At 36.8% G+C, this 19798-nt stretch carries 13 protein-coding genes; 7 read left to right on the top strand and 6 right to left on the bottom strand.

The features are described 5' to 3' along the window. The first annotated feature begins 145 nt into the window (after positions 1-145). Positions 146-1018, top strand: coding sequence for an EamA family transporter (locus tag I6E69_RS19250; RefSeq protein ID WP_002961284.1), 873 nt, complete (start codon positions 146-148; stop codon positions 1016-1018). A 34-nt stretch (positions 1019-1052) separates the two neighbouring features. On the opposite strand, the gene I6E69_RS19245 is transcribed toward I6E69_RS19250, so the two are convergent. The 3 genes from I6E69_RS19245 to I6E69_RS19235 form a co-directional block, all read right to left on the bottom strand. Continuing rightward, on the bottom strand, positions 1053-1946 hold the full coding sequence (locus I6E69_RS19245) for a LysR family transcriptional regulator (protein ID WP_197121972.1): 894 nt from the start codon (positions 1944-1946) through the stop codon (positions 1053-1055). A 363-nt stretch (positions 1947-2309) separates the two neighbouring features. Beyond that, positions 2310-5033, bottom strand: a complete 2724-nt coding sequence (locus I6E69_RS19240; protein WP_197121970.1) for a TonB-dependent receptor — start codon at positions 5031-5033, stop codon at positions 2310-2312. 21 nt (positions 5034-5054) lie between these two features. After that, positions 5055-6116 (bottom strand): Ca2+-dependent phosphoinositide-specific phospholipase C, encoded by a 1062-nt coding sequence (locus tag I6E69_RS19235; protein WP_197121968.1) that lies wholly within the window; start codon positions 6114-6116, stop codon positions 5055-5057. A gap of 180 nt (positions 6117-6296) precedes the next feature. On the opposite strand from I6E69_RS19235, the gene I6E69_RS19230 reads away from it, so the two are divergent. Beyond that, positions 6297-8084: a metallophosphoesterase gene (locus tag I6E69_RS19230; RefSeq protein ID WP_231619828.1), complete on the top strand. Its 1788-nt coding sequence runs from the start codon at positions 6297-6299 to the stop codon at positions 8082-8084. Here I6E69_RS19230 and I6E69_RS19225 read toward each other — a convergent pair. The 3 genes from I6E69_RS19225 to I6E69_RS19215 form a co-directional block, all read right to left on the bottom strand. Next, positions 8081-10936 (bottom strand): TonB-dependent receptor, encoded by a 2856-nt coding sequence (locus I6E69_RS19225; protein ID WP_197121966.1) that lies wholly within the window; start codon positions 10934-10936, stop codon positions 8081-8083. The two genes, I6E69_RS19230 and I6E69_RS19225, sit on opposite strands and share 4 nt — an antisense overlap. 41 nt (positions 10937-10977) lie before the next feature. Further along, positions 10978-11955 (bottom strand): FecR family protein, encoded by a 978-nt coding sequence (locus I6E69_RS19220; RefSeq protein WP_197121964.1) that lies wholly within the window; start codon positions 11953-11955, stop codon positions 10978-10980. Between the two features lie 63 nt (positions 11956-12018). Further along, positions 12019-12546 (bottom strand): RNA polymerase sigma factor, encoded by a 528-nt coding sequence (locus I6E69_RS19215; protein WP_198022393.1) that lies wholly within the window; start codon positions 12544-12546, stop codon positions 12019-12021. Positions 12547-13142: 596 nt separating this feature from the next. On the opposite strand from I6E69_RS19215, the gene I6E69_RS19210 reads away from it, so the two are divergent. The 5 genes from I6E69_RS19210 to I6E69_RS19190 all read left to right on the top strand — a co-directional run bounded on the left by I6E69_RS19210 (position 13143) and on the right by I6E69_RS19190 (position 19481). After that, entirely contained in the window at positions 13143-13391 is a 249-nt protein-coding gene (locus I6E69_RS19210) for a YfhL family 4Fe-4S dicluster ferredoxin (RefSeq protein ID WP_197121962.1), read from the top strand. A gap of 214 nt (positions 13392-13605) precedes the next feature. Continuing rightward, positions 13606-14304 carry a metallophosphoesterase gene (locus I6E69_RS19205; RefSeq protein WP_197121960.1) on the top strand — a complete coding sequence of 233 codons (699 nt, stop codon included), beginning with the start codon at positions 13606-13608 and terminating at the stop codon, positions 14302-14304. Positions 14305-14496: 192 nt separating this feature from the next. Continuing rightward, positions 14497-15405: an AraC family transcriptional regulator gene (locus tag I6E69_RS19200; protein ID WP_002961276.1), complete on the top strand. Its 909-nt coding sequence runs from the start codon at positions 14497-14499 to the stop codon at positions 15403-15405. 19 nt (positions 15406-15424) lie between these two features. Continuing rightward, positions 15425-16267, top strand: coding sequence for an SDR family oxidoreductase (locus tag I6E69_RS19195; RefSeq protein WP_002961275.1), 843 nt, complete (start codon positions 15425-15427; stop codon positions 16265-16267). A 292-nt stretch (positions 16268-16559) separates the two neighbouring features. Then, a complete protein-coding gene (locus I6E69_RS19190; RefSeq protein ID WP_197121959.1) occupies positions 16560-19481 on the top strand; it encodes a TonB-dependent receptor in 2922 nt (973 codons plus the stop codon). The last annotated feature ends 317 nt before the right edge of the window (positions 19482-19798 follow it).

Genomic DNA, 19798 nt, shown 5'->3' with positions numbered 1-19798 from the left:
TAGATACCATTTATGGAATTTATCTTATCATTAATGCTTATTTATAAAATTTTAAAAGCGAATATAATGGATATTCGTACTTAACACGTGTTGTTAAATCGCTCCTCACTTTTACCCCATTACTTTTTAAAGGAATCATTTTTGTATGTGGATAATTTTTGCATTACTCGCAACCGTTTTTTTTGGTGCTCGAGGAGTGTTGTATCAATGGACGTCGCAGAAAAAAATTAACCGTAACTTACTATTATTCGGTGTATTTTTTGTAGGATTTGTTATTAGTGCGCTAGGTACAGTGGTATTTGAACATACATGGTATGGCTGGGCAGACATTACGGTTGGGCTAGCGTTAGGTTTTGGCTCTTTTGCTGCTAATGGCTTGTTGCATAAGGGGTTTTCTGTTGGTAAAGCGTCTTTAATTAGTATTTTATCGGGATTGACGCCTTTGTTTGTCCTTTTATTTGCTTTTTTATTGTGGCAGGAGACCTTAACAACAATTCAATTAATTGGCTTTTTCATTATTTTTGGTGGCCTTTATATCATTCGTTATTCAAGCGATATTTCGTTGAACAACCTACAAGGTGCGCAATGGGGATTACTCGCTGCACTTGCCTTTGCATTTAATGATTTAATGGGTAAGCAATCAACACTTCTTGAGGCCGATACGTTTGCAACGCTAACGTCTATGTTTGGTTTTGGTAGTTTTCTTTTTGCTGTTAGTTGGTTAGTAAAGCGTAAAAAAATGCTAGCAGAGCAAGGCACTTCTCAAGGGTATTGGTCTGCGAGTAAAACATTTTCATGCGGGTTACTGATTGGATTAACAAACGTGGCAGGTATGGTGGCAATAATATCGGCTTTTGCAATTGGTAATACAGGGCTCGTTTCGGCAATTTCAGGGATGAACATTTTAATTATTTTATTGTACTCACGCATCATCCTAAAAGAGTCTTTTACACGCCAAGAAGTGATAGGATTAGCAACAGCATTTTTAGGTGTAATTGTACTTAGGCTTAGTTTTTAAACGTTTAAAGCTTTCTTTTTAAAAGCATACATTGCTACTTTTCGTTGAAGTGTTGCAATGTATGCTCTATTAATAGTCGTACCCGATAAGGTACTTGTTTTCTGTCGCGATAAAGCATAGAAAATGGCTGCCCTTCACTTTGCCAGTCAGGAAGAATACGTTTAAGCTTTGTGGCTTTAATAAGAGGCAATGCTATATAATCAGGAATGTAGCTAATGCCCACACCAGACTCAACGGCTTGTTTCATCATTTGAATTTCATCAACTTCTAACCGGACATGCGTGTTTGGATTAAAATTGTATTCTTCACTCGTTTGCTGATTTTTTAATTGCCACGGAACTAACCCAACGCACGTAACTTTTGGGTGTTCTTCTAATTGCTCCGGATGAGTGATGGGATGATGAGCATAATTTTGGTGAGCACATAGCAGGTTATGAGTAAGCTTAAGTTCTCTAATAACCCAGTTATCAATGGCTGGGTTTCTTACTCTAAACGCGATATCAATCCCTTCTTTTTCAATATCAATAAGATTATTTGAAAAGCGTAAATCTAATTGAATATCGGGATATTGCAGTAAAAATTCACAAAAAATAGCACTTAAAAAGTGTTTACCCATGTAAATGGGTGCAGAGATCCTAATTTTTCCTTTAGGTTGGTCTTTCTCATCACAAAGAGCTTGCTCAATACACTCTACTTCGTCAAATAACTTGCGATAGCGGTCGTAATATAATTCGCCAGTATGCGTAAGTGTTACCCGATGAGCATCTCGATTTAGTAACGTTAATTGCAGAGCTTGCTCTAATAAACGTATTCTACGGCTTAAAGTTGATAGTGACATACCAAGGTTTATGGATGCTTTTTTAAAGCTACCTAGTTTTACTATGGTGCAAAAGTAACGTAAATCATCAAGAGAATAACTAGCTGCCATTAGAACTACTTTATTATTTAGGAGGTAGACAATAGACAATATTAACAGCGGCACTTTAAAATTTCATTAGAGATTAAGGGGGAAGAACTGAAGTTAGGCAATAAAATTTTATATAACTTTGATTTCATAACTCTGCAATAAAGGCACTGGTAAACAACGTAACTCTATCTGTTCAGCTAAATAAATTAAAAGTAGTTTTAAGTCATATTTGCTAAAGCGATTGAAAATAGACTTAAAATAGTGATTTACATCGAGTGCTTTATATAAATTCGCTTAATTAAGTGAATTTATACGTCGTCTTTTTTGATGAATCCCTAAAGAATAATGAGAGGCTCTACAAAAGTAGAGCCTCATTTTTATAATTTAGAAACGATAACTTGCACCTAAATAAACAGTACGGCCATTAACCGTCGTATTGTACAAACGATCATTGGAGTCTGAATACTGCTCTTCTCGTTCATTAGTCAAATTACTTGCTTCTATAGTGAGCTTTAGCTTTTCATTAACCTGATAAAATGCTGATGCATCTATGTATGTACTGGCATGAAAACCATTTTCGTCTTCATCGCCGTTACCGGCTTGTACCGATGCAATATAGTCACTTCTATAAGCTGCTGCAACGCGTGCGCCCCATGAATCAGAATCGTAATATACTGTAAAGTTACCCGAATGCTCTGACAGGCCAGGGAATGATTTATACTGATCAATACCTGAATTACCTACATTACGGTACAGTGCTTCACCATCAGCAAATGTATAATTAGCAATAACACCTAAGTTATTAAACGGGGCAGGTAAGAAGTCTAGGTCTCGTTGAAAAGCGAGTTCCCAGCCACTAATATCACTTTCATCTAAGTTTTGAGGCTGAATAACAGTAAAAACAGTATTTGCTGTTTGCGGATTACCGCTTTCGTCTACGTCGCCTAAAAAGCTAAGAGGATATCCGGTTTGGCTGTATGGGATATCATATGTTTCGGTGATAATGAAGTTATCGATAGATTTATGAAAGTAACTTACGGCCGCATACCCAATGTTTTCAAAATAGTACTCGACTGAAAAGTCGAAGTTAACTGATTCGTAGGGTTTAAGGTTTGGGTTTCCTGAGCTGATACTAAGGCCATTGGTTGATGTGGCATCATTTTGAACAACGCCTGTTGGCACTAATGCACCGAGCGAAGGGCGGGTGAGATTTTCGCCATAGCTTGCACGAAGTACTAAACTGTTATTACTATCCCAAACTAAATTTATAGCAGGCAAAAGTCCTGAGTAGGTGTTTTCAACATCAACTACTTCTCCATTTATTAAACCTACGGCGTTGGTTTTAGTATCGTAATGGCGTACACCAGCATTACCCATTAAATAACCTGAGCCCAATTCCCATTCAGCTTCGTATTGCAAATAAGCCCCAAAGGTTTTTTCTTGTACGTTATCGGTAAAATCAGGATTATCTAAATTAGGATCGATATTCATACTTGCTAGGGTGCCTAGTACATCGACACTTACCCATTGCTGTTTATTGTGCGCGGTATTTGTAAATGTCAGGCTTGGATCTACCGTGTCATCCAGTACGCCATTTTCCCAATCGCTGCGGTTAACGTTATCAGATTTAGTTTCACCGTTTTCACTTTCAAACTTTTTATTAGATACACCGAACTTTATATTTGAAGTATTGTTAAGCGTGTAATTAAAATCTAATTTTATAGAATCAAATGTATTGGTGATTTCTTCTTCAGATATATCAATTTCGTGATAGCGGAACAAACTACTGTCAGTAGGATCAAACCCGTATGTATTTTCCCCATAATAAGCATCCTTGCGATAATCAATAGTTTCATCGCCAAATGTTTCTAGGTAAACTTTAACACTGCCTGTATTGAACTTGGTTTGTGAACGCCCGACTAAGGCGGTCATATTTAAATCTTCTGTAATTTGCCAATCGCTATTTAATACAAACTGACTAATTTGAGTATCAGCATATTGGCTACGACTTTCTGAATGAATAGCGGCGTCTTCGTATACCGAATAAATAGCGTCGTTATTTTCATTTATTTCAAGAGTTGTTAGCTTTGAGCATATTTGCTCGTTGTTATAAGCCGGTCCAGTACAACCAATAGCTGTTGAACTAGAACCTCTATTTTGTAAGTGGTATTCACTGCGGTCATTATTCAGTTCACCATATAGAGCGTCAAAACTAAATTCAAGGTTATTACTTGGGCGATACTGCAGGGCAAGTGTTGTCCCTATGCGCTCCTGTTGGTTTTCAAATAACGAATAACGGCTACCACGTGAAAAGCTCACTTCTTCGTTGTTAATTTTGTCTTGTAACTCATCTGATAGCTCGGATATATCTGAGCCTGAAGCATTTTTTTTGCGCCAGCGATATGTATTGTAACCTTGCTCATTTACATCACGTTTGCTGTATGCAATTGAAAATAATGCGCCAAATTTATCATCCCAAGTATCTGAGATCAGAGCTGCAAAACGTGGACTAACATCATCAGTTTGTGAATTGTCACCAAGTTGACCTGATATTGCAGTATTAAACCCATCAAAATCAAATGGTTTTGCTGTATGAAGTCCAACAGTTCCACCTATACCACCTTCATCCATTTCGGCTGAGAAGGATTTTTTCACATCAACGCGCTGAAATAACTCAGAAGCAAATATGTTAAAATCAAAAGCGCGTGATCTGCTTACTGAGCCTCGGCTATCCATTGCCGAAGAAGACGTACCCAAAGCCTCCATACCGTTAAGTTGTACTTGTGTAAAATTTGGACCTAAGCCTCGTAACGAAATTTGTCGGCCTTCGCCGCCTTCTCGAGTTATGGCAATGCCAGGTACACGTTGTAGTGAGTCTGCTAGATTTAGATCGGGAAAATCTGCAATATCTTCAGCCACAATAGAATCTTGTGCGCCCACAGCATTTCTTTTTAAATCTTTTGCTTTTAACAAACTGTTGCGATAACCCTGTACAACAATTTCTTCTACTTCTGTTTGAGCTGATTGTTCTGCATACACATAATTAGACGCGCCTAATGAGCTCATTATAGCCGTTGCTAAAAGCGTACGAGATGGTTTGTTTAACATGATGCTTCCTTGGTTTTTAATTTAAAGTTGATTATTAATAAAAGGGCTCGTGCGTACTAAATGACCGTCGTCAAATTGCACCACATAGTTAAAGCGCGCCTGTTGTGGCGAGCCGGGTATAAAATCGGTTGAAATTACTTGTGCGCCGCTATTTTTTGCGGCATTAAATTGGATTGTTCGCTGAGAATTAGTGGCACTTAAATTTGCATCTGCGCGGGTACGCACCATGTAACCTTTAAGTACAAGTTGCTGAATTTTATAAAAGTCGCGTGTAGGGTTGTTTACAATCATAAAAGCAGCTTCGGGCTGGTTTTCATCATAATTGGCAAACATGCTTGCCCCTTTTAACGAAGGCCTATTTTGTTTATAAAGTGCCGATTGCTGTGTATTGCCATCAAATAAGAATATGAATTTACCTGCCAAGGCGCGTGTACTTGGCCACCCAAACCTAACGACTGTTTGGTTTAAAGATAACGGTATTTTACGTAAGTTATCGGGCGTGAATAATGAGTTAGGTAACGACTTTAGAATTACTTCATCGAGTAAATAATAATCGTTCGGTGTAAATTTAAGTGGATTATTGCCCAGAACTACATCTGATCGCGTTTCTTTTACATTGAGCATTACAACAATAGGAAAGTGCTGCGGGTTTGCCTCTGACCATGTTTTGAGTGTATTCAAACATCCACTGAGCAATACACAATGGCTTTGCACATCAATATCGGGAATGTGCATTACTTTAAATCCAGGAGTAGCTAATTGCTTTTTTTCTAACTCATTAAATAAAGGAGTCGTTGCAAAAGTATTAGCCCAAGGTTTTATGTATAAATCACCATTAGGGTCTTTTAAAACGTCAATTTCTAAATGGCGAACACCGCTATTTAACTGTTTAATCATGGGAGAATGACCGTAATCAATACGGGCCATTAGTTTAGGATTTAGAGTATTTAATTTATTATTAACGCCTACGTTTAATGTTTTTTTATAGCTGTTATGTGAGCCAATCATTTGAAAGGTATTTAATGGCATAGCGTTAATGCTAGTTACATAATCTGCAAAAATAATAAAAATAAAAAGTGGCATACCACGTCTCAATTGTTGAGTTTGCTATCTAAGAGCGGGCATTCATAAATTAGGGGACACAAAAATATGCATTTAATAAAAGTTTCATAATTGAAAAGCATGTTTATAAAATTTTATGTCCCCTTTTATCCATTACCGCGCTCTAAATAATAAGTTGAGTGAAAACTGGATAAAGCCATCATGATTAGAGTCAAAGCACCATGGTTAGCACTATGGATTGGGTTATGTATTACATTTAAAGTGAGTGCTATTGAGTACTACGAGGTTAAAAGTGCAGTGAAGGTGGAGGCGGTTAAAGTTGCATTTTTAGCTGATATTCATCTACATGATATTTTTGCTAATTTACATAATACAGACAATATAGACTTACCAAAGGATGTAGGGTCAAAGCAACCATTACTGGTGCGCAGTATGTATGCGCAGCTTCACTCAACGCGACTTTTCAATGAAAATTATTTTGTTTTTTTACATGTATTAGATGAGCTAGTAGAAAAAGAGATTAAGTTAGTCATCCTACCAGGCGATTTTACTGATGATGGCCAACCTATTAATGTTCGGGCACTAGCACGTATTTTAGACCATTATGAAAAAACATATGGGATGCGTTTTTTTGCGATTCCAGGCAATCATGACCCCGTCAAGCCATTTACAACTGTGGCAGGTAAAGCTGACTTCTTAACGGCTCAAGGTAAAGAGTTTGGCGTTTATAGTTATCAACATGAAAAGTGTATGACTAGGCAATCTGTATGTGATGATGGTTTAAAAAACTGGGGTTACACTGAAATATTAAGCACACTCAGTAACTTTGGATTTAGCAAACATAAAAGTGACGTGCTATATGAAACACCTTATAAAAACCGAGAATTTATATGGTGTGACCCTAATGATGTTAATCATTGTATAACTATGCCAGATGCGAGCTACTTAGTTGAGCCCATAAAAGGTGTTTGGTTAATGGCAATAGATGCTAATGTGTATGCACCACAATGGCAAAATTCGCCACTCACTTTTAAGGGTTCGTCTAGTGCCGGCTATAATGCTTTAATTGATGCAAAGCCTTTACTGTTAAAGTGGATAAAAACGGTTGTAAAAAGGTCAAAAGAGCAAAACAAAACACTGATCGCATTTAGCCACTTTCCAATGGGAGAGTTTTACGATAATGCGAATGATGAATTACATAAAGTGTTTAGTCGTGGCCATTTTTCCCTACCTAGAGTGCCTACACCCCGTACGACACAAATACTTGCAGATACAGGATTAACACTACATTTTGCAGGACATATGCATCTTAATGATACGGCGCTGGTAACAAGTAATCGAGACTCTCAGTTAGTTAATGTACAAGTGCCAAGTTTAGCTGCTTATAAAGCTGCATATAAGATTGCAGAGCTAAACTTAGTAAAGCACACCGCATTGGTAAGTACTCATACATTAGACGATGTTCCTGGTTTCAATGATTTATTTGGTTTATATGAAAAGGAATGGGTATATCGTGAACAACATAATCTTAGTAATTTTGACCGTACTATTTTGAGCTCAGAAAGTTATGGTGATTTTACTAAACAGCATTTATTTGGACTTATTAGTCAGCGTTTTTTAAAACGCGATTGGCCAAAAAGTTTAGTGGCATGGCTAAACGATAATCATCATTTAGCTGATTGGTTAACAGATATGCAGTGTTTAAATAAAGTCTCGCCTAATTTGCTAATTCAACTTAAAGCTGTATCTACAAAAGAATGGCTTCGAGATTTTTATTTATTAAGAAATGGTGATGTAACTGCAGATATAACACCTCAAAAGCGTATTACTTATCAACAGCTAAATGAGTTTTTAGCTCAATCGACTTGTAAAACAGATACGCAAACACAGCAGTACTTGGCTTTGTTAATAAAAATAATGGCAAAATTTAGTAAGCATACCCAAGGTGAGAATTTTAGCGTTGATTTGAAAACGGGGGAGATTATCTAATACTGATAACTCAACCCCAAGTAATAAGTGCGACCACTTGTGGTTGAGTTATAGGCTCTTAGTGTTGAGTTACTGTATTGTCGCTCTTGTTCATTGCTGAGATTAAATGCGCTAAATTTAAGTTTCCAATGATTAGAAAAATAATAATTTAGGTTTGCATCCCAATAAACAGTCGGCATAAACCCTGTTTCGTTTTCATCGAGCAAAAGACTGCCTGCCCGAACTAAATATTTATCTCTAAAAATAGCGCCTAGTTTAAAATTGAACTTAGGGTGATCGTAAAAGATCATACTTGAGGCGGTTATTTTAGATAAAAAAGGTAGGTTTTTTTTAAATAAAGCTGAGCCATTATTTGAGTCGTAATACGTGACTTTGCCTTTATTGTAAGTTGTTTGTAGGTTGATACCCCAGTCAGAATTATGTATTAAATAATTTAAACTTATTTCCGCTCCCCACTGATAAGCTGATTCTGCATTACTTAGCCAAAGGTTATTAATATCGGGGGTTGTAGACTCTGAAGTTTTTGATAAGGGGACTTGCGTTGTAACTATGTAATCATCCAAATCTTTATAAAAGAGTGATATATTAAACGTACTACGACTACTAAAATCTGCCTCTAAAGAAATATCGGTATTATAAGATAAGTAAGGTTTTAGATTTGAGTTAAATGTATATTTTGTATTATTTGGGGTATCGTTTGAACCATCAAAACTTAGTGAGTTCAGTAATGGTTTTGAATAGTTTTTAGAAAGTCCTACACGTAATCGCCAATGATCGTTTATAAAATATGAGCCATTAAACGTTGGCAGCCATAAATTATACAAAATAGGAGAGTGGGGCGCTTGAGTGTGAGATGTTATGGATTCTGCTTGGTAACGCACACCTATATGGGCCTCCCATTTTTCCTGCTCTGTGCTTATTAAAGTATAAGCTCCTCTGCTATATTCTTGTATATGCTCGGCTTCAGTGGTGATTGATGAACTATTATTTTGTATGTTGAATGGGTCGATGCCATAAAGTTTAAGTGCTTCATTGGTGTTTATTTTTAACCATTGTAGGCTTTTATGTGCATGTTGCGATGAAACATACGACGCAGGAAGGTCAGTTAATTGTTGTGGTGTATTAGTTAATTCATTTAAAAAAATATCGTTTTGCTGTGCGTTATACATTTTATTTTCAAACAGAGTCCAATCAGCTCCAAATTGAAGGGTGATTAAACTATTAATGTCATATTGAAAATCTAATTTTGCGAAGGTGTACTCACTATTTGAATTGTATTGTTCTATATCACCATGATGCATTTGCCACATTGTAGGATTTTTTAAATTTTCACTGTAGTTAATATCTGCATAAAATGGAGTTTTACGATAATCAATCGTAACGTCACTTATGCCTTGGGTATAAATCTTATTGCTGTAAGGAATGTCATACTTTGATTGTTCTTTTCCTAATATGGCGCTTACTTTCCAATTTGTATTCACTTGTTGCGTAAGTGATAGCACACCTTGCTGATATGCCGTATTTATTTCTTGGGTTCTACTTTCGGTTGCGACTCGTGCATTTTCGTAACGTGCATACACTAGCTCATTATTTTCATTCGTTTGAATGTCTGTAATTGTTGTTAGCCCTTTAATTATAGGCGTAGACTGCTCCCCTCTAGGGTATAAATGATATTCATGCCTATCCCCTTTTAAAAACCCTGAGAGCATATCAAAATCAAAATGGGTGGTTTCATTTTTATACTCTACAGATAGATTTGCCCCAAATCGCTGCTGTGTAGCTTGCCATACCGAGTACCGATTACCACGAGGAACTATATAATCGCCTTGAGTCAAATGCAGTGCTTGTGATTGGGTTAAAGCCGATAGGTCAGCCCCATCTATTGCAATATTACGCCAGCGAAATGTATTAGCACCTTGCTCTAACGACTCTCTGGTTGTGTATGCAACGCTTGCAAGTACCCCCCAATTATTCCACGTGTTAGAAATTAAGCTTGAATAGCGTTTTGCGCCTGTACCCACATAGTCGTTGTAGCCAACTTCTGGGGTAATAATAAATTTAAACCCCTCATTATCTAAAGGGTTTATAGTTTGTAATGCCATTGTTCCAGATATTCCACCTGCAATTTTATCGGCGGAATATGCTTTAATTACATGGATTTGTTTAAAAAGTTCGGCAGGTAAAATATTGAAATCGAAAGAACGATCGCGCTGTTTTTGTACTCGACTATCCATAGGTGAATCATTATTTGCTAACACAGGCATACCGTTGAGTGTCACCAAACTAAAATCAGGATAGTTACCTCGTATTGAAACTTGGCGACCTTCGCCTGCTTCGCGAGTAATTGCTACGCCAGGAATATACTGTAAGGCCTCGGCTAAGTTAGTATTGGGAATATCGGTAATATCTTGTGCTGAAATTGCTTCACTAATCGTTTTATTATTGTGTTTTAAATTTCGTGAGCTAGCTAATGAATAGCGAATACCCTTTACTGTTATTTCTTCAAGTATTTCGTTATTGGTTGTTATTTTTTTTTGAAAAATAACAAAACCCTTGTCTTGAATTTTATATGTTAACTCGCTGCCTCTTAATAAAAAATCTAGTGCTTGAGCAAGTGTATGATCGCCCACTAAGGTGGACGTAGTTTTGTCGTTGATAAGTGAAGGGTTACTACTAAAAGAGACTGCATATGCATTTGCTACCTCTCTTAAACTATCACTGAGAGAACCCGCTGGTATATAAATAAAGGTATTTATATTTTTTGCCGCACTAGGCAACGTTGTTAAACAACTAGCACCGATAAAAAAGTACACTAAAATACTTTTATTTAATGTACGTACCTGTTTTAGCATAATCATTTAATCAAAGTAATACAGTCATATTTTTTACTCATTTAAGGTAACGTTAAATGAAGTACGTTGTTCTTCTTATCTACTTTCCAGTTATAAGTTGATGCAATGAGCATAAGGCTTTGTTGTGGCGTTTCGAGATTAAATCGTCCGCTAATTAGTGTATTATTTAGTGTGTTATCCACTTTAATTACCGTAGGGCTGTAACGCTGCAATTGTTTAATAACACTGGTTAGAGGTTCTTTTTCTGCATCAATCCAACCCATTCGCCAAGCAGGGAGTTGTGCTAACTGCTGGCTATAATCTACAGTTATATGGCCATTTTTTATAACAGCTTGTTGAGAGGGAGTTAATATCACTTTATCTAAAGCCGAGACTTCTACTTTGCCTTCGTACACAGTTACCACTACTTCATCTTTATTGCGCTCTACATCAAAAGAAGTACCCAGTACTTTAATGCTTGCTTGTCCTGAATTTATTATAAATGGCCGTGTTTTATCTTTGGCTACATCAAAAAAAACCTGTCCTTTTTTTAATTCGATTTGCCTTGAGTGTGGTAGCAAGTGCGCAGTTAACTCACTATCTGCATTTAAGTGCAAATATGAACCGTCATCTAATAACTGCGATACACGTTTACCTAAATGTGCTTCTAAAAGCTGAGGCAGGCTAGATTTAACTGCGGTTTTTGCAATCGGTGTTGGTGTAAATGTCTGTTGAGATATAGCAAGCCAGTACACTGCAAAAGCAATAGCGCTAAAACTAGCTGCTAAGGCGAGCATAGGGAAAGTTCTAGAGCGTTTAGCATTAGGCGTAATTATTGGAGTCGGTAAACTATATTGTTTAGTGTAAATGTGTAAAGCCTGTTTAACAGCAGGATCGCCAAATACATTAGCTATTTTTTCAAATGCATTCTTATTTTCTGTGCATTTTAACCAAAGCGATAGTTCTTCACGGTCATGATCATTTAAATCATTAATCCGATCTACCCAATCTGCTGCCTGTTCTAAGCGTTGTTCGTTCATTAAAAAACCTAACCTGCGTTGATTAAATATAAAGAGCGTAAAAGTGTAATAAAGGGGACATTTTTATTGATTTTTTTCTATGTGAAGCGTTATTTGTATCATTGCGCGCGTAATATGTTTTTTTACAGATTCTTGGCTCATATTTAACTGCAGACTAATTTCTTCGCGACTTAATCCGTCAATACGTCGAAGCTTAAATACTTTTCTTCTTAAAGGTGGTAACTCTTCCAACGCACTTTTAACAAGCTCGAGCTTTTGCTCTGTAATAGACTGCGCTTCTGGATCGCTATTATCATTTGTAAAAAGCTCAATATCTTCTGCATTATTTGGTTGGCTTTTATTTTTTTGCCAATCACTATACATAACAGACTTTGTGACTTGATTTATATACGCCTGAAAGTTTTCAATTTCTAATGTGTCATTTCTATTTAATGTTCTTAGTAGAGCTTCTTGCACAAGATCGTCTACGTCATCTGTATTATTGGTTCGACGACTAATGAATTTACGAATATGGCTGATAACGTTTTTTACATCGCTTTGTTCAGAAAAAATATTTAAATTCGATGGCAGGGGGCTTTTAAAAGTCTTCATTACTCAGTCTAGAATTTTATTTTAAATAAATACTAAGTGAATAATATGACCAATTGATTACAGCCAGGTTGATAGCGATTAAGTAAATTGAAGTGATGACACTAAGAATAAAGTATCATTGAGATCATCTTAACGTTTTAAATAGGGTTTAATTTTAGGCATAGAGTATTTGCGAAAATAACACTTTGAAAAAGGCTAAATTCTTGGAGGTACTATATTCACTTGTTATCCTTATTTGAATGTTTTTTTGACGGGATTAGCATATAAGTAGAGGGCCTAAGCGCTTTTTGGCAGGTCAGCTAATTTTATATTAATTAAACAAATAACTTAGGAAAGTTAAAATAATAATATCAAACTTAGTAAAAGTGCGGATATTTTTATTGATTGAGATCAACAAAGCAACAGAGAAAAATAGGCATAATTCGTGGCTGCAATTTACACCTAAAAATAAAATGGTGTGTTACGAATGTGTGCTACGATTTAAAGAAAAATAAAGGTTTTTTATTGAACTGGACTTGTATCAAAAGTAGTCAAAAAACATTTGGTTTAACTCTATCTTTATGTTTTATAATGATTTTAATTGAAAAGGCTAAAAAGTGGCTCTACTCATAAATAGTAAATGCATTAACTGCGATATGTGCGATCCGGAATGCCCTAATGGGGCTATTTATATGGGCGCTAAAATATACCAAATAGATGCAAACAAATGTACAGAGTGTGTAGGGCATTATGATAAACCTACTTGCGTAAGTGTTTGCCCTATTGACTGCATAAAGCCCGATCCGAATAAGCGTGAAACTTTGGACGAACTAGCAGAGAAATTTGTGCGGGTAACTGGCAAATAACTCGTCAGGTATTTTGCTAAGCAGCTTTTAATTTAGGCTAAAAACACTACTTACATTACTTATTTAGGTTGTAGCTAAGGTCCTCTGTCATGCATTTTTAGTTTCAATCAAATCTTATTACCTTCATTAATTATCAACTTTATTGTGTTACCTTAAGGCTTTATAAACTCAAGTATTAATCTAAGTTTTAGATTGCATTCTATAGGAGTCTATTTTGGATATAGGTATTAACGCTATTCAGGCTGTATCTTCAAAACAAGCCATATTTATTAATGATGAGTGCCGAGTATTTGTAATTGGCGATCTTGATGGTGATTTACCGGCCTTAAAAAACGCACTTAATAACGTAAATTTTAACTCTGAAAGAGATACTTTGTTTTGCCTAGGCGATTTTGTTGATCGCGGGGATAAAACATATGACTTATTTACATACTTACAAGCCATTAGGGCATGTATGATATTAGGTAATCATGAGCATTTAATGTTGGAATCATTATTAAGTAATGATAAAGCGGCTTTTAAATTATGGACTGACAATGGTGGCAATTGGCATAAGTCGGTATCAAGTGAAAAGCTCAGTGTCATGTGCGATGAGTTACTAACTAAACCGCTTTCAATAGTACTAGAGTATCGTGGTTATACAATAGGGTTGTCTCATACATTTGCACAATCGTGGGATTGGGAAAATTACCCTGATGATAAATCGCTAATCGTGCAATCTTTATTGTGGGATCGCGAAGTAGTTAAACAAAATAAGGTAGTTAAAAGTCATGGAGTCGACTTTTCAATACATGGACACAACTCAACTAAAGCGCCTTTTTGGGTTGGTAATAGTTATCATATAGATACAAATTATTATGGTGGAAAGCCGACATTACTTGAGCTTTCAGAGGTTATTGCTACGCTTGGTTAACCAAGCGCTATTTAGCAATTGTTACTTCTTTCAAATATCATCCGGCAGTTTTGCTTTTTAAAGTATAAACTGCTGACTACCACATCTAATTATCCCCTTCGTTTTTTTGTATACACTTTATGATGATTTGTGCACTGTAATTATTTTATGAAGCCTATAAACTATTTATCAGCAACCAAAGTGAGATGGCCTATGAATAAAGTACATTTTAGTAATATCACAGATTTTTACAGCGCGCTTGGAAAACCTGCGCCGGAGCATCCGCTTTTTGCCATTTCAACAACAGACAGTTCATCACAAAACAATTACCAAGCATGTTTAAATACTCAAAGTGTTATTAGCACCGATTTTTATGCTATTTCTCTAAAAAAGGTGACTGCAGGAGAGATTGTATATGGGCAAACTAAATATGATTGTAGTAGCGGTACATTATTGTTTTTTTCTCCACAGCAAACATTTTATAGCAATGGTGTAACTGTTGAGTCTCAAGGGAAAACAATTGTATTTCATGAGGATTTTATTCGTGGCCATGCACTAAGTACTGCACTCAAAAAGGCTTCTTTTTTTGGTTATGCCGTTAATGAAGCACTTCATCTTTCGCCAAAAGAGCAACGTTTAATTGCCAATGTAATTGCGAATATAGAAAGCGAATCAAAGCTCAGCTACGACGAATTTAGCCGTGACATTCTTTTAGCACACATCAATGTTTTGCTTAACTATGCAGAACGGTTTTATCGTCGACAGTTTTTATTGCGAAAAGAATCCCATAGCGCAATTGTTGATTCGTTTTTGGAAAAATTTGATGAGCTATTAGTGCTCAATAACAACAATGAAATTCCGAGTGTTAATACCCTTGCTGACTCACTAAATATGACTAGTCGCTATTTAACAGATGCATTAAAAATAGAAACCGGACAAACCGCACAACAAGTCATTCATAATCATTTAATTGATAAAGCAAAAAATAGCTTATTAGAAAGTAGCGACTCTGTTGCAAGTATTGCTTATGCATTAGGTTTCGCGTACCCGCAATACTTTGCCCGATTATTTAAAAACAAAGTAGGTCTAACGCCCTCACAGTACCGTGCTAGTCAGCACTAACTTAGTAGCAGGAAACAAGATGAAAAAAGTAGCAATTGTAACCGGTACATCGACTGGTTTAGGTATTAGCATTGTCGTAAAACTAGCACAACAAGGTTATTTTGTTGTGGCAACTATGCGTAATTTAGATAAAAAAGGTGCACTTGAAGTCGCTCTTCAAAACGCGAATGTGCAAGCTGAAATAAAGTATTTAGATGTGCAAAATACACTAAGTATTGAGCAATGTATTACTGACGTTATAGATGAACAAGGACAAATAGATTTACTCGTAAATAATGCAGGGGCAGGGTATATAAGAACAACCGAACAAACTACAGAGCAAGACATTCAGTGGGTAATGGATGTAAACTTTTTAGGAGTAGTACGCTGTACAAAAGCTGTTTTGCCGCATATGCGTAAAGCACGCCAAGGGCATATTGTGAATATATCGTCAGTAGGCGGTCTTGTCGGTCAACCTTTTAATGAAATTTACTGCGCAGCTAAGTTCGCACTTGAAGGTTATGTTGAATCGGTAGCAACTTATATAACACCAGCATTTAATATCAATTTTACCAATGTAGAGCCTGGTGGTATTAGCTCTGAATTTGCAAATAATGCGTTAGCACAGTTTCAGCAAACTGGTGGCATTGTAGATGATGAATATAAACCAATATTAGAGCAGTACATTGCGAGTGCTCAAGGTCGCTCTGCTGACGTATTTCAAACAGTAGACGAAGTAGCTAATGTGGTTATGGAATGTGTAAATAGTGAAGAACCACCAATAAGAGCGCGTACATCAATTTGGGCAAATGAGTTCTGTGAACTTAAAACGCAAGCAGATCCTACTGGTAAACTTCAGCAGCAAAAAGTGATTTCATGGTGATTTGAATAATTTGTTTTTAAGCTATAAATATTTAAATTCAACAAAGCCTCTCTTAGCTTGTTAATTAAGAGTGGTTTTGATGTGTGGGTTGGATTTTAAGTTTCATCCAATAGGTACCAATACAGTTATATGAGGCGTTTATTTAGTTTTAATATTGATGATTAACAAACGGTTAAGTTTGGCTGTGTAGAATTGGGAACAATTTTTGCCATTTCGTAAATAATTTACGTAAAAGGACTAACTTCTCGCTTTAGGTTTTATATAAGCAGATTTAAATGGAACAGCCTCTCACATGATAGTAGCAAGCATATACCCTTTCTCTTTTTCAACGTTTTGTAAGTCGTCACTTTATGTATCAATTTTTTCTGCTTTGGGTTCTACGTGTGCTTTTGCAGCGCAAGAAAACTCGCAGCACGCAAAAGATATGGAAGTAATAGAAGTACGTGGTATCCGTTCAAGTATGGCCGAAAACTTAGATGTAAAACGCATGTCTGGCTCAGTAGTTGATGCCATTACCGCGGAAGACATTGGAAAGTTCCCCGATAAAAACGTTGCAGACTCACTTCAGCGTGTACCAGGGGTGGTAATTGAGCGTGATGGCGGGGAAGGTTCATCTGTCAGTATTCGTGGTTTATCGTCAGAACTTACCTTTACACAGCTTAATGGTAATTTTATAGCATCTTCTCCGGGGGAGCCTTCGCGTTCGTTTGATTATGCTTTGTTACCGTCTTCAATGATTGAAAGCGTAGAGGTTTATAAATCGCCAGAGGCACGCTTAGATGAAGGTGGGGTTGGTGGCACTGTACTAATGCACAGCCGAAAACCTTTAAATATGGATGCAAACTCGGGTGTATTTAATGTCGAGAGTACTTACGCTGATGTTACAAAAGAGTATGAGCCGCAGTTTACGGGTTTATATTCATGGAAAAACGACAACGAAAACTTTGGTGTATTAGTTGGCTATACCTATCAGGAACGGACAAACAGAACGCTTTCGGGCGGTACTGATGCTAATGTATGGCGCTATACTGGCACTGGGCAAGCAACAGATATACATGGTAATACAATTGATAACAATAACGGTTGGGATACTATTAATGATGCAAACGGCAACAGTTACGATGGCGTTTGGTTTGCGCAAGTTGTTCGAGGTTCTGTTCTTAACGAAAAACGTGAGCGAGAAGGGATTCAACTTAGTTCACAGTGGCGACCAACAAATCGTTTAGAGCTTGGCTTTAATTATTTTGGTTTTACACTTGGGCAAGACAGAACAGAATCTGTGATTGATATACCAGAGTGGTCTTTAAATCCTGATTTTTTGACGGATGTAAATCTTGATGAGTCGGGCACTATTGTTACTGGTATGCAATACGATGCAATGGCAAGTGGTGTCGAAAATGATATGCAATTTCCGTGGATGCGTGGCAGCTACGTACGTGAGGAATCTACCTCCGATACCTTTGATTTTAATTTAGCCTATGAAGGTAATAATTTTAAAGCGCGCTTTGTAATTGGTAATACACAATCAGAGGGCGGCCCAGAAGAAAGCTGGGAAGCGGCGTATAAAAGTTCTAACGCGGGCGAAGACGCAGCCACTATTCAAAACGCAGCTCAAACGGCAGGCTGGTCACTCAATCAAAATAATGTGTCACTTAATATAGACCCTAATACATTAGTTAATTTACAAAATGGAGTTGGAGGCGGTCGTGATGCGGGCTCTTCAAACTCAAGCTTTGTACGCAGTGAGCTAGAAGAAGATTACTACCAAGCTGATGTGGATTTTTATGTTGATTGGGGCTTTTTAAAAACAATTAGAACCGGTGTTAAATACCGCAATTCAACTCTTCACCGTGAAACCGGCAACACCTTCTTTTTAGATCCAAATTTTGATATTGCTGCAGGGGAAGCAAGTGAGCAAGGTATTACCCGTTTTGATAGCTACCAGTGGAATGGTGGAATGCCATTAGCTAAAAATGTATTTACTAGTGAGAATAATATTGCAGGTGGTTTTGATATAAACCAAATGCCAAGTATCGACTGGAATAAATATCGCGATATGGTCACTGCTAGTTATGTACCTTATACGCGCATTGAAGATAATTTTGTTTACGATATAGAGGAGAAAATATCGGCTTTTTATATACAAGGTGATTTTGAATTTAGTGAAGTAAGAGGTAATTTGGGCGTACGTGTTGTGCAAACAAAAACATTTACTTCATCTACTGACTTATATACCTACCAATTAGATCACACAAATGATGAAACAGGTGAGCCAGTAACAGGTGACGCTCGTTTTGTAGAAGACTATCAATTAGTCACTCAGCAAAACAAAGACACTCAAGTTTTGCCAAGCTTTAATATAGCGTGGGATGCAACCGACGATTTAGTTATTCGTGGGGCAATCGCTAAAGTAATATCTCGTCCTGACTATAGCGATTTAGGTGCGCAGCAGCGCATTACATTTGTATCAGATGAATGGGCAGAAGATAGAGCCGCATTTAACGAACTTCCTGGTTTTAGCGGTAGTGGTGGAAATAAAAACTTGAAACCATTTGAATCAGTTCAAGCTGATTTATCTATTGAGTATTATTATGGCGAAGGTTCTGCTGTTGGGTTGGCACTTTTTCATAAGAAAGTAGATAACTTTGTTGTGCCACTGGTGATCGACGTAGAGCAAAACTTTGCTGGTAAAAATAATATAGTGGATGCAGGGACTATTAATATAACCCCTTACAGCACTGTAGGTAATGGCACCGATGCAGTATCAAAAGGCGCGGAAGTATTTATTCAGCATGCCTTTGATAATGGTTTTGGCTTTTACGTAAATTACACTTATAACAAAACCAATAGAGCAGATGTAACAATTAATGGTGAAGAATTTGGTCAGTCGGCCTTAATAGGTAGTGCAAAGTATCAGTACAACACCTCTGTTTATTATGAAGGAGATTATTTTAATGTACGTGCTTCTTATAATAAGCGCGGCGAAACAGTACTCGGTTTAAATAGCGGATTAAATGTATACCAAGACCCTTACGAACAACTCGATGTAAATGCATCCGTAAATTTATACGACGGGCTTAGCTTTACCGCAGCGGTTATTAATTTAACTAAATCTGAATCAGTAACGCGTTTAGGAAATGACACCGATGCGCGATTACTCAATACTAGCTACTCAGGTCGTCGTTTTTACGCGGGCTTTAACTATAGCTTTTAGCTAAATGACTTAATAGCAGGTCTGTAGACAGTATTTTTTGATAGCGCAGGCCATAACAAACACTTTAAGAGGTGTTAAATGTTAATAAAGTGCTAGTTATGTTGTGTTTTTAATGCGTTTAGCTCAAATTCTCAGCGAACAGTGCTTTATTTAAAGTTTTGTCAATAAAACGCTTGCGTAAAAATCTGTTCTCCCTATAATGCGACCCCACTGAGACGGGATATGGCGACGCGCAGCGGACAACGCATAGCGAGGCACGAACAACTCAGGGTGTTAAGTAAAACTTAAATTGAATCTTTTTAGAAAGTTTAAATTTA

This window comes from Pseudoalteromonas sp. NZS100 (assembly GCF_015864815.1).
GTDB classification, from domain to species: Bacteria; Pseudomonadota; Gammaproteobacteria; order Enterobacterales; family Alteromonadaceae; genus Pseudoalteromonas; species Pseudoalteromonas distincta.
This window is presented reverse-complemented; position numbering and strand designations above follow the sequence as displayed.

Excerpts from the sequence above, each read along its gene's own strand:
- I6E69_RS19250 (WP_002961284.1), top strand. The coding sequence starts at position 146 with ATGTGGATAATTTTTGCATTACTCGCAACCGTTTTTTTTGGTGCTCGA.
- I6E69_RS19245 (WP_197121972.1), bottom strand. The coding sequence starts at position 1,946 with ATGGCAGCTAGTTATTCTCTTGATGATTTACGTTACTTTTGCACCATA.
- I6E69_RS19240 (WP_197121970.1), bottom strand. The coding sequence starts at position 5,033 with ATGTTAAACAAACCATCTCGTACGCTTTTAGCAACGGCTATAATGAGC.
- I6E69_RS19235 (WP_197121968.1), bottom strand. The coding sequence starts at position 6,116 with ATGCCACTTTTTATTTTTATTATTTTTGCAGATTATGTAACTAGCATT.
- I6E69_RS19230 (WP_231619828.1), top strand. The coding sequence starts at position 6,297 with ATGATTAGAGTCAAAGCACCATGGTTAGCACTATGGATTGGGTTATGT.
- I6E69_RS19225 (WP_197121966.1), bottom strand. The coding sequence starts at position 10,936 with ATGCTAAAACAGGTACGTACATTAAATAAAAGTATTTTAGTGTACTTT.
- I6E69_RS19220 (WP_197121964.1), bottom strand. The coding sequence starts at position 11,955 with ATGAACGAACAACGCTTAGAACAGGCAGCAGATTGGGTAGATCGGATT.
- I6E69_RS19215 (WP_198022393.1), bottom strand. The coding sequence starts at position 12,546 with ATGAAGACTTTTAAAAGCCCCCTGCCATCGAATTTAAATATTTTTTCT.
- I6E69_RS19200 (WP_002961276.1), top strand. The coding sequence starts at position 14,497 with ATGAATAAAGTACATTTTAGTAATATCACAGATTTTTACAGCGCGCTT.
- I6E69_RS19195 (WP_002961275.1), top strand. The coding sequence starts at position 15,425 with ATGAAAAAAGTAGCAATTGTAACCGGTACATCGACTGGTTTAGGTATT.
- I6E69_RS19190 (WP_197121959.1), top strand. The coding sequence starts at position 16,560 with ATGATAGTAGCAAGCATATACCCTTTCTCTTTTTCAACGTTTTGTAAG.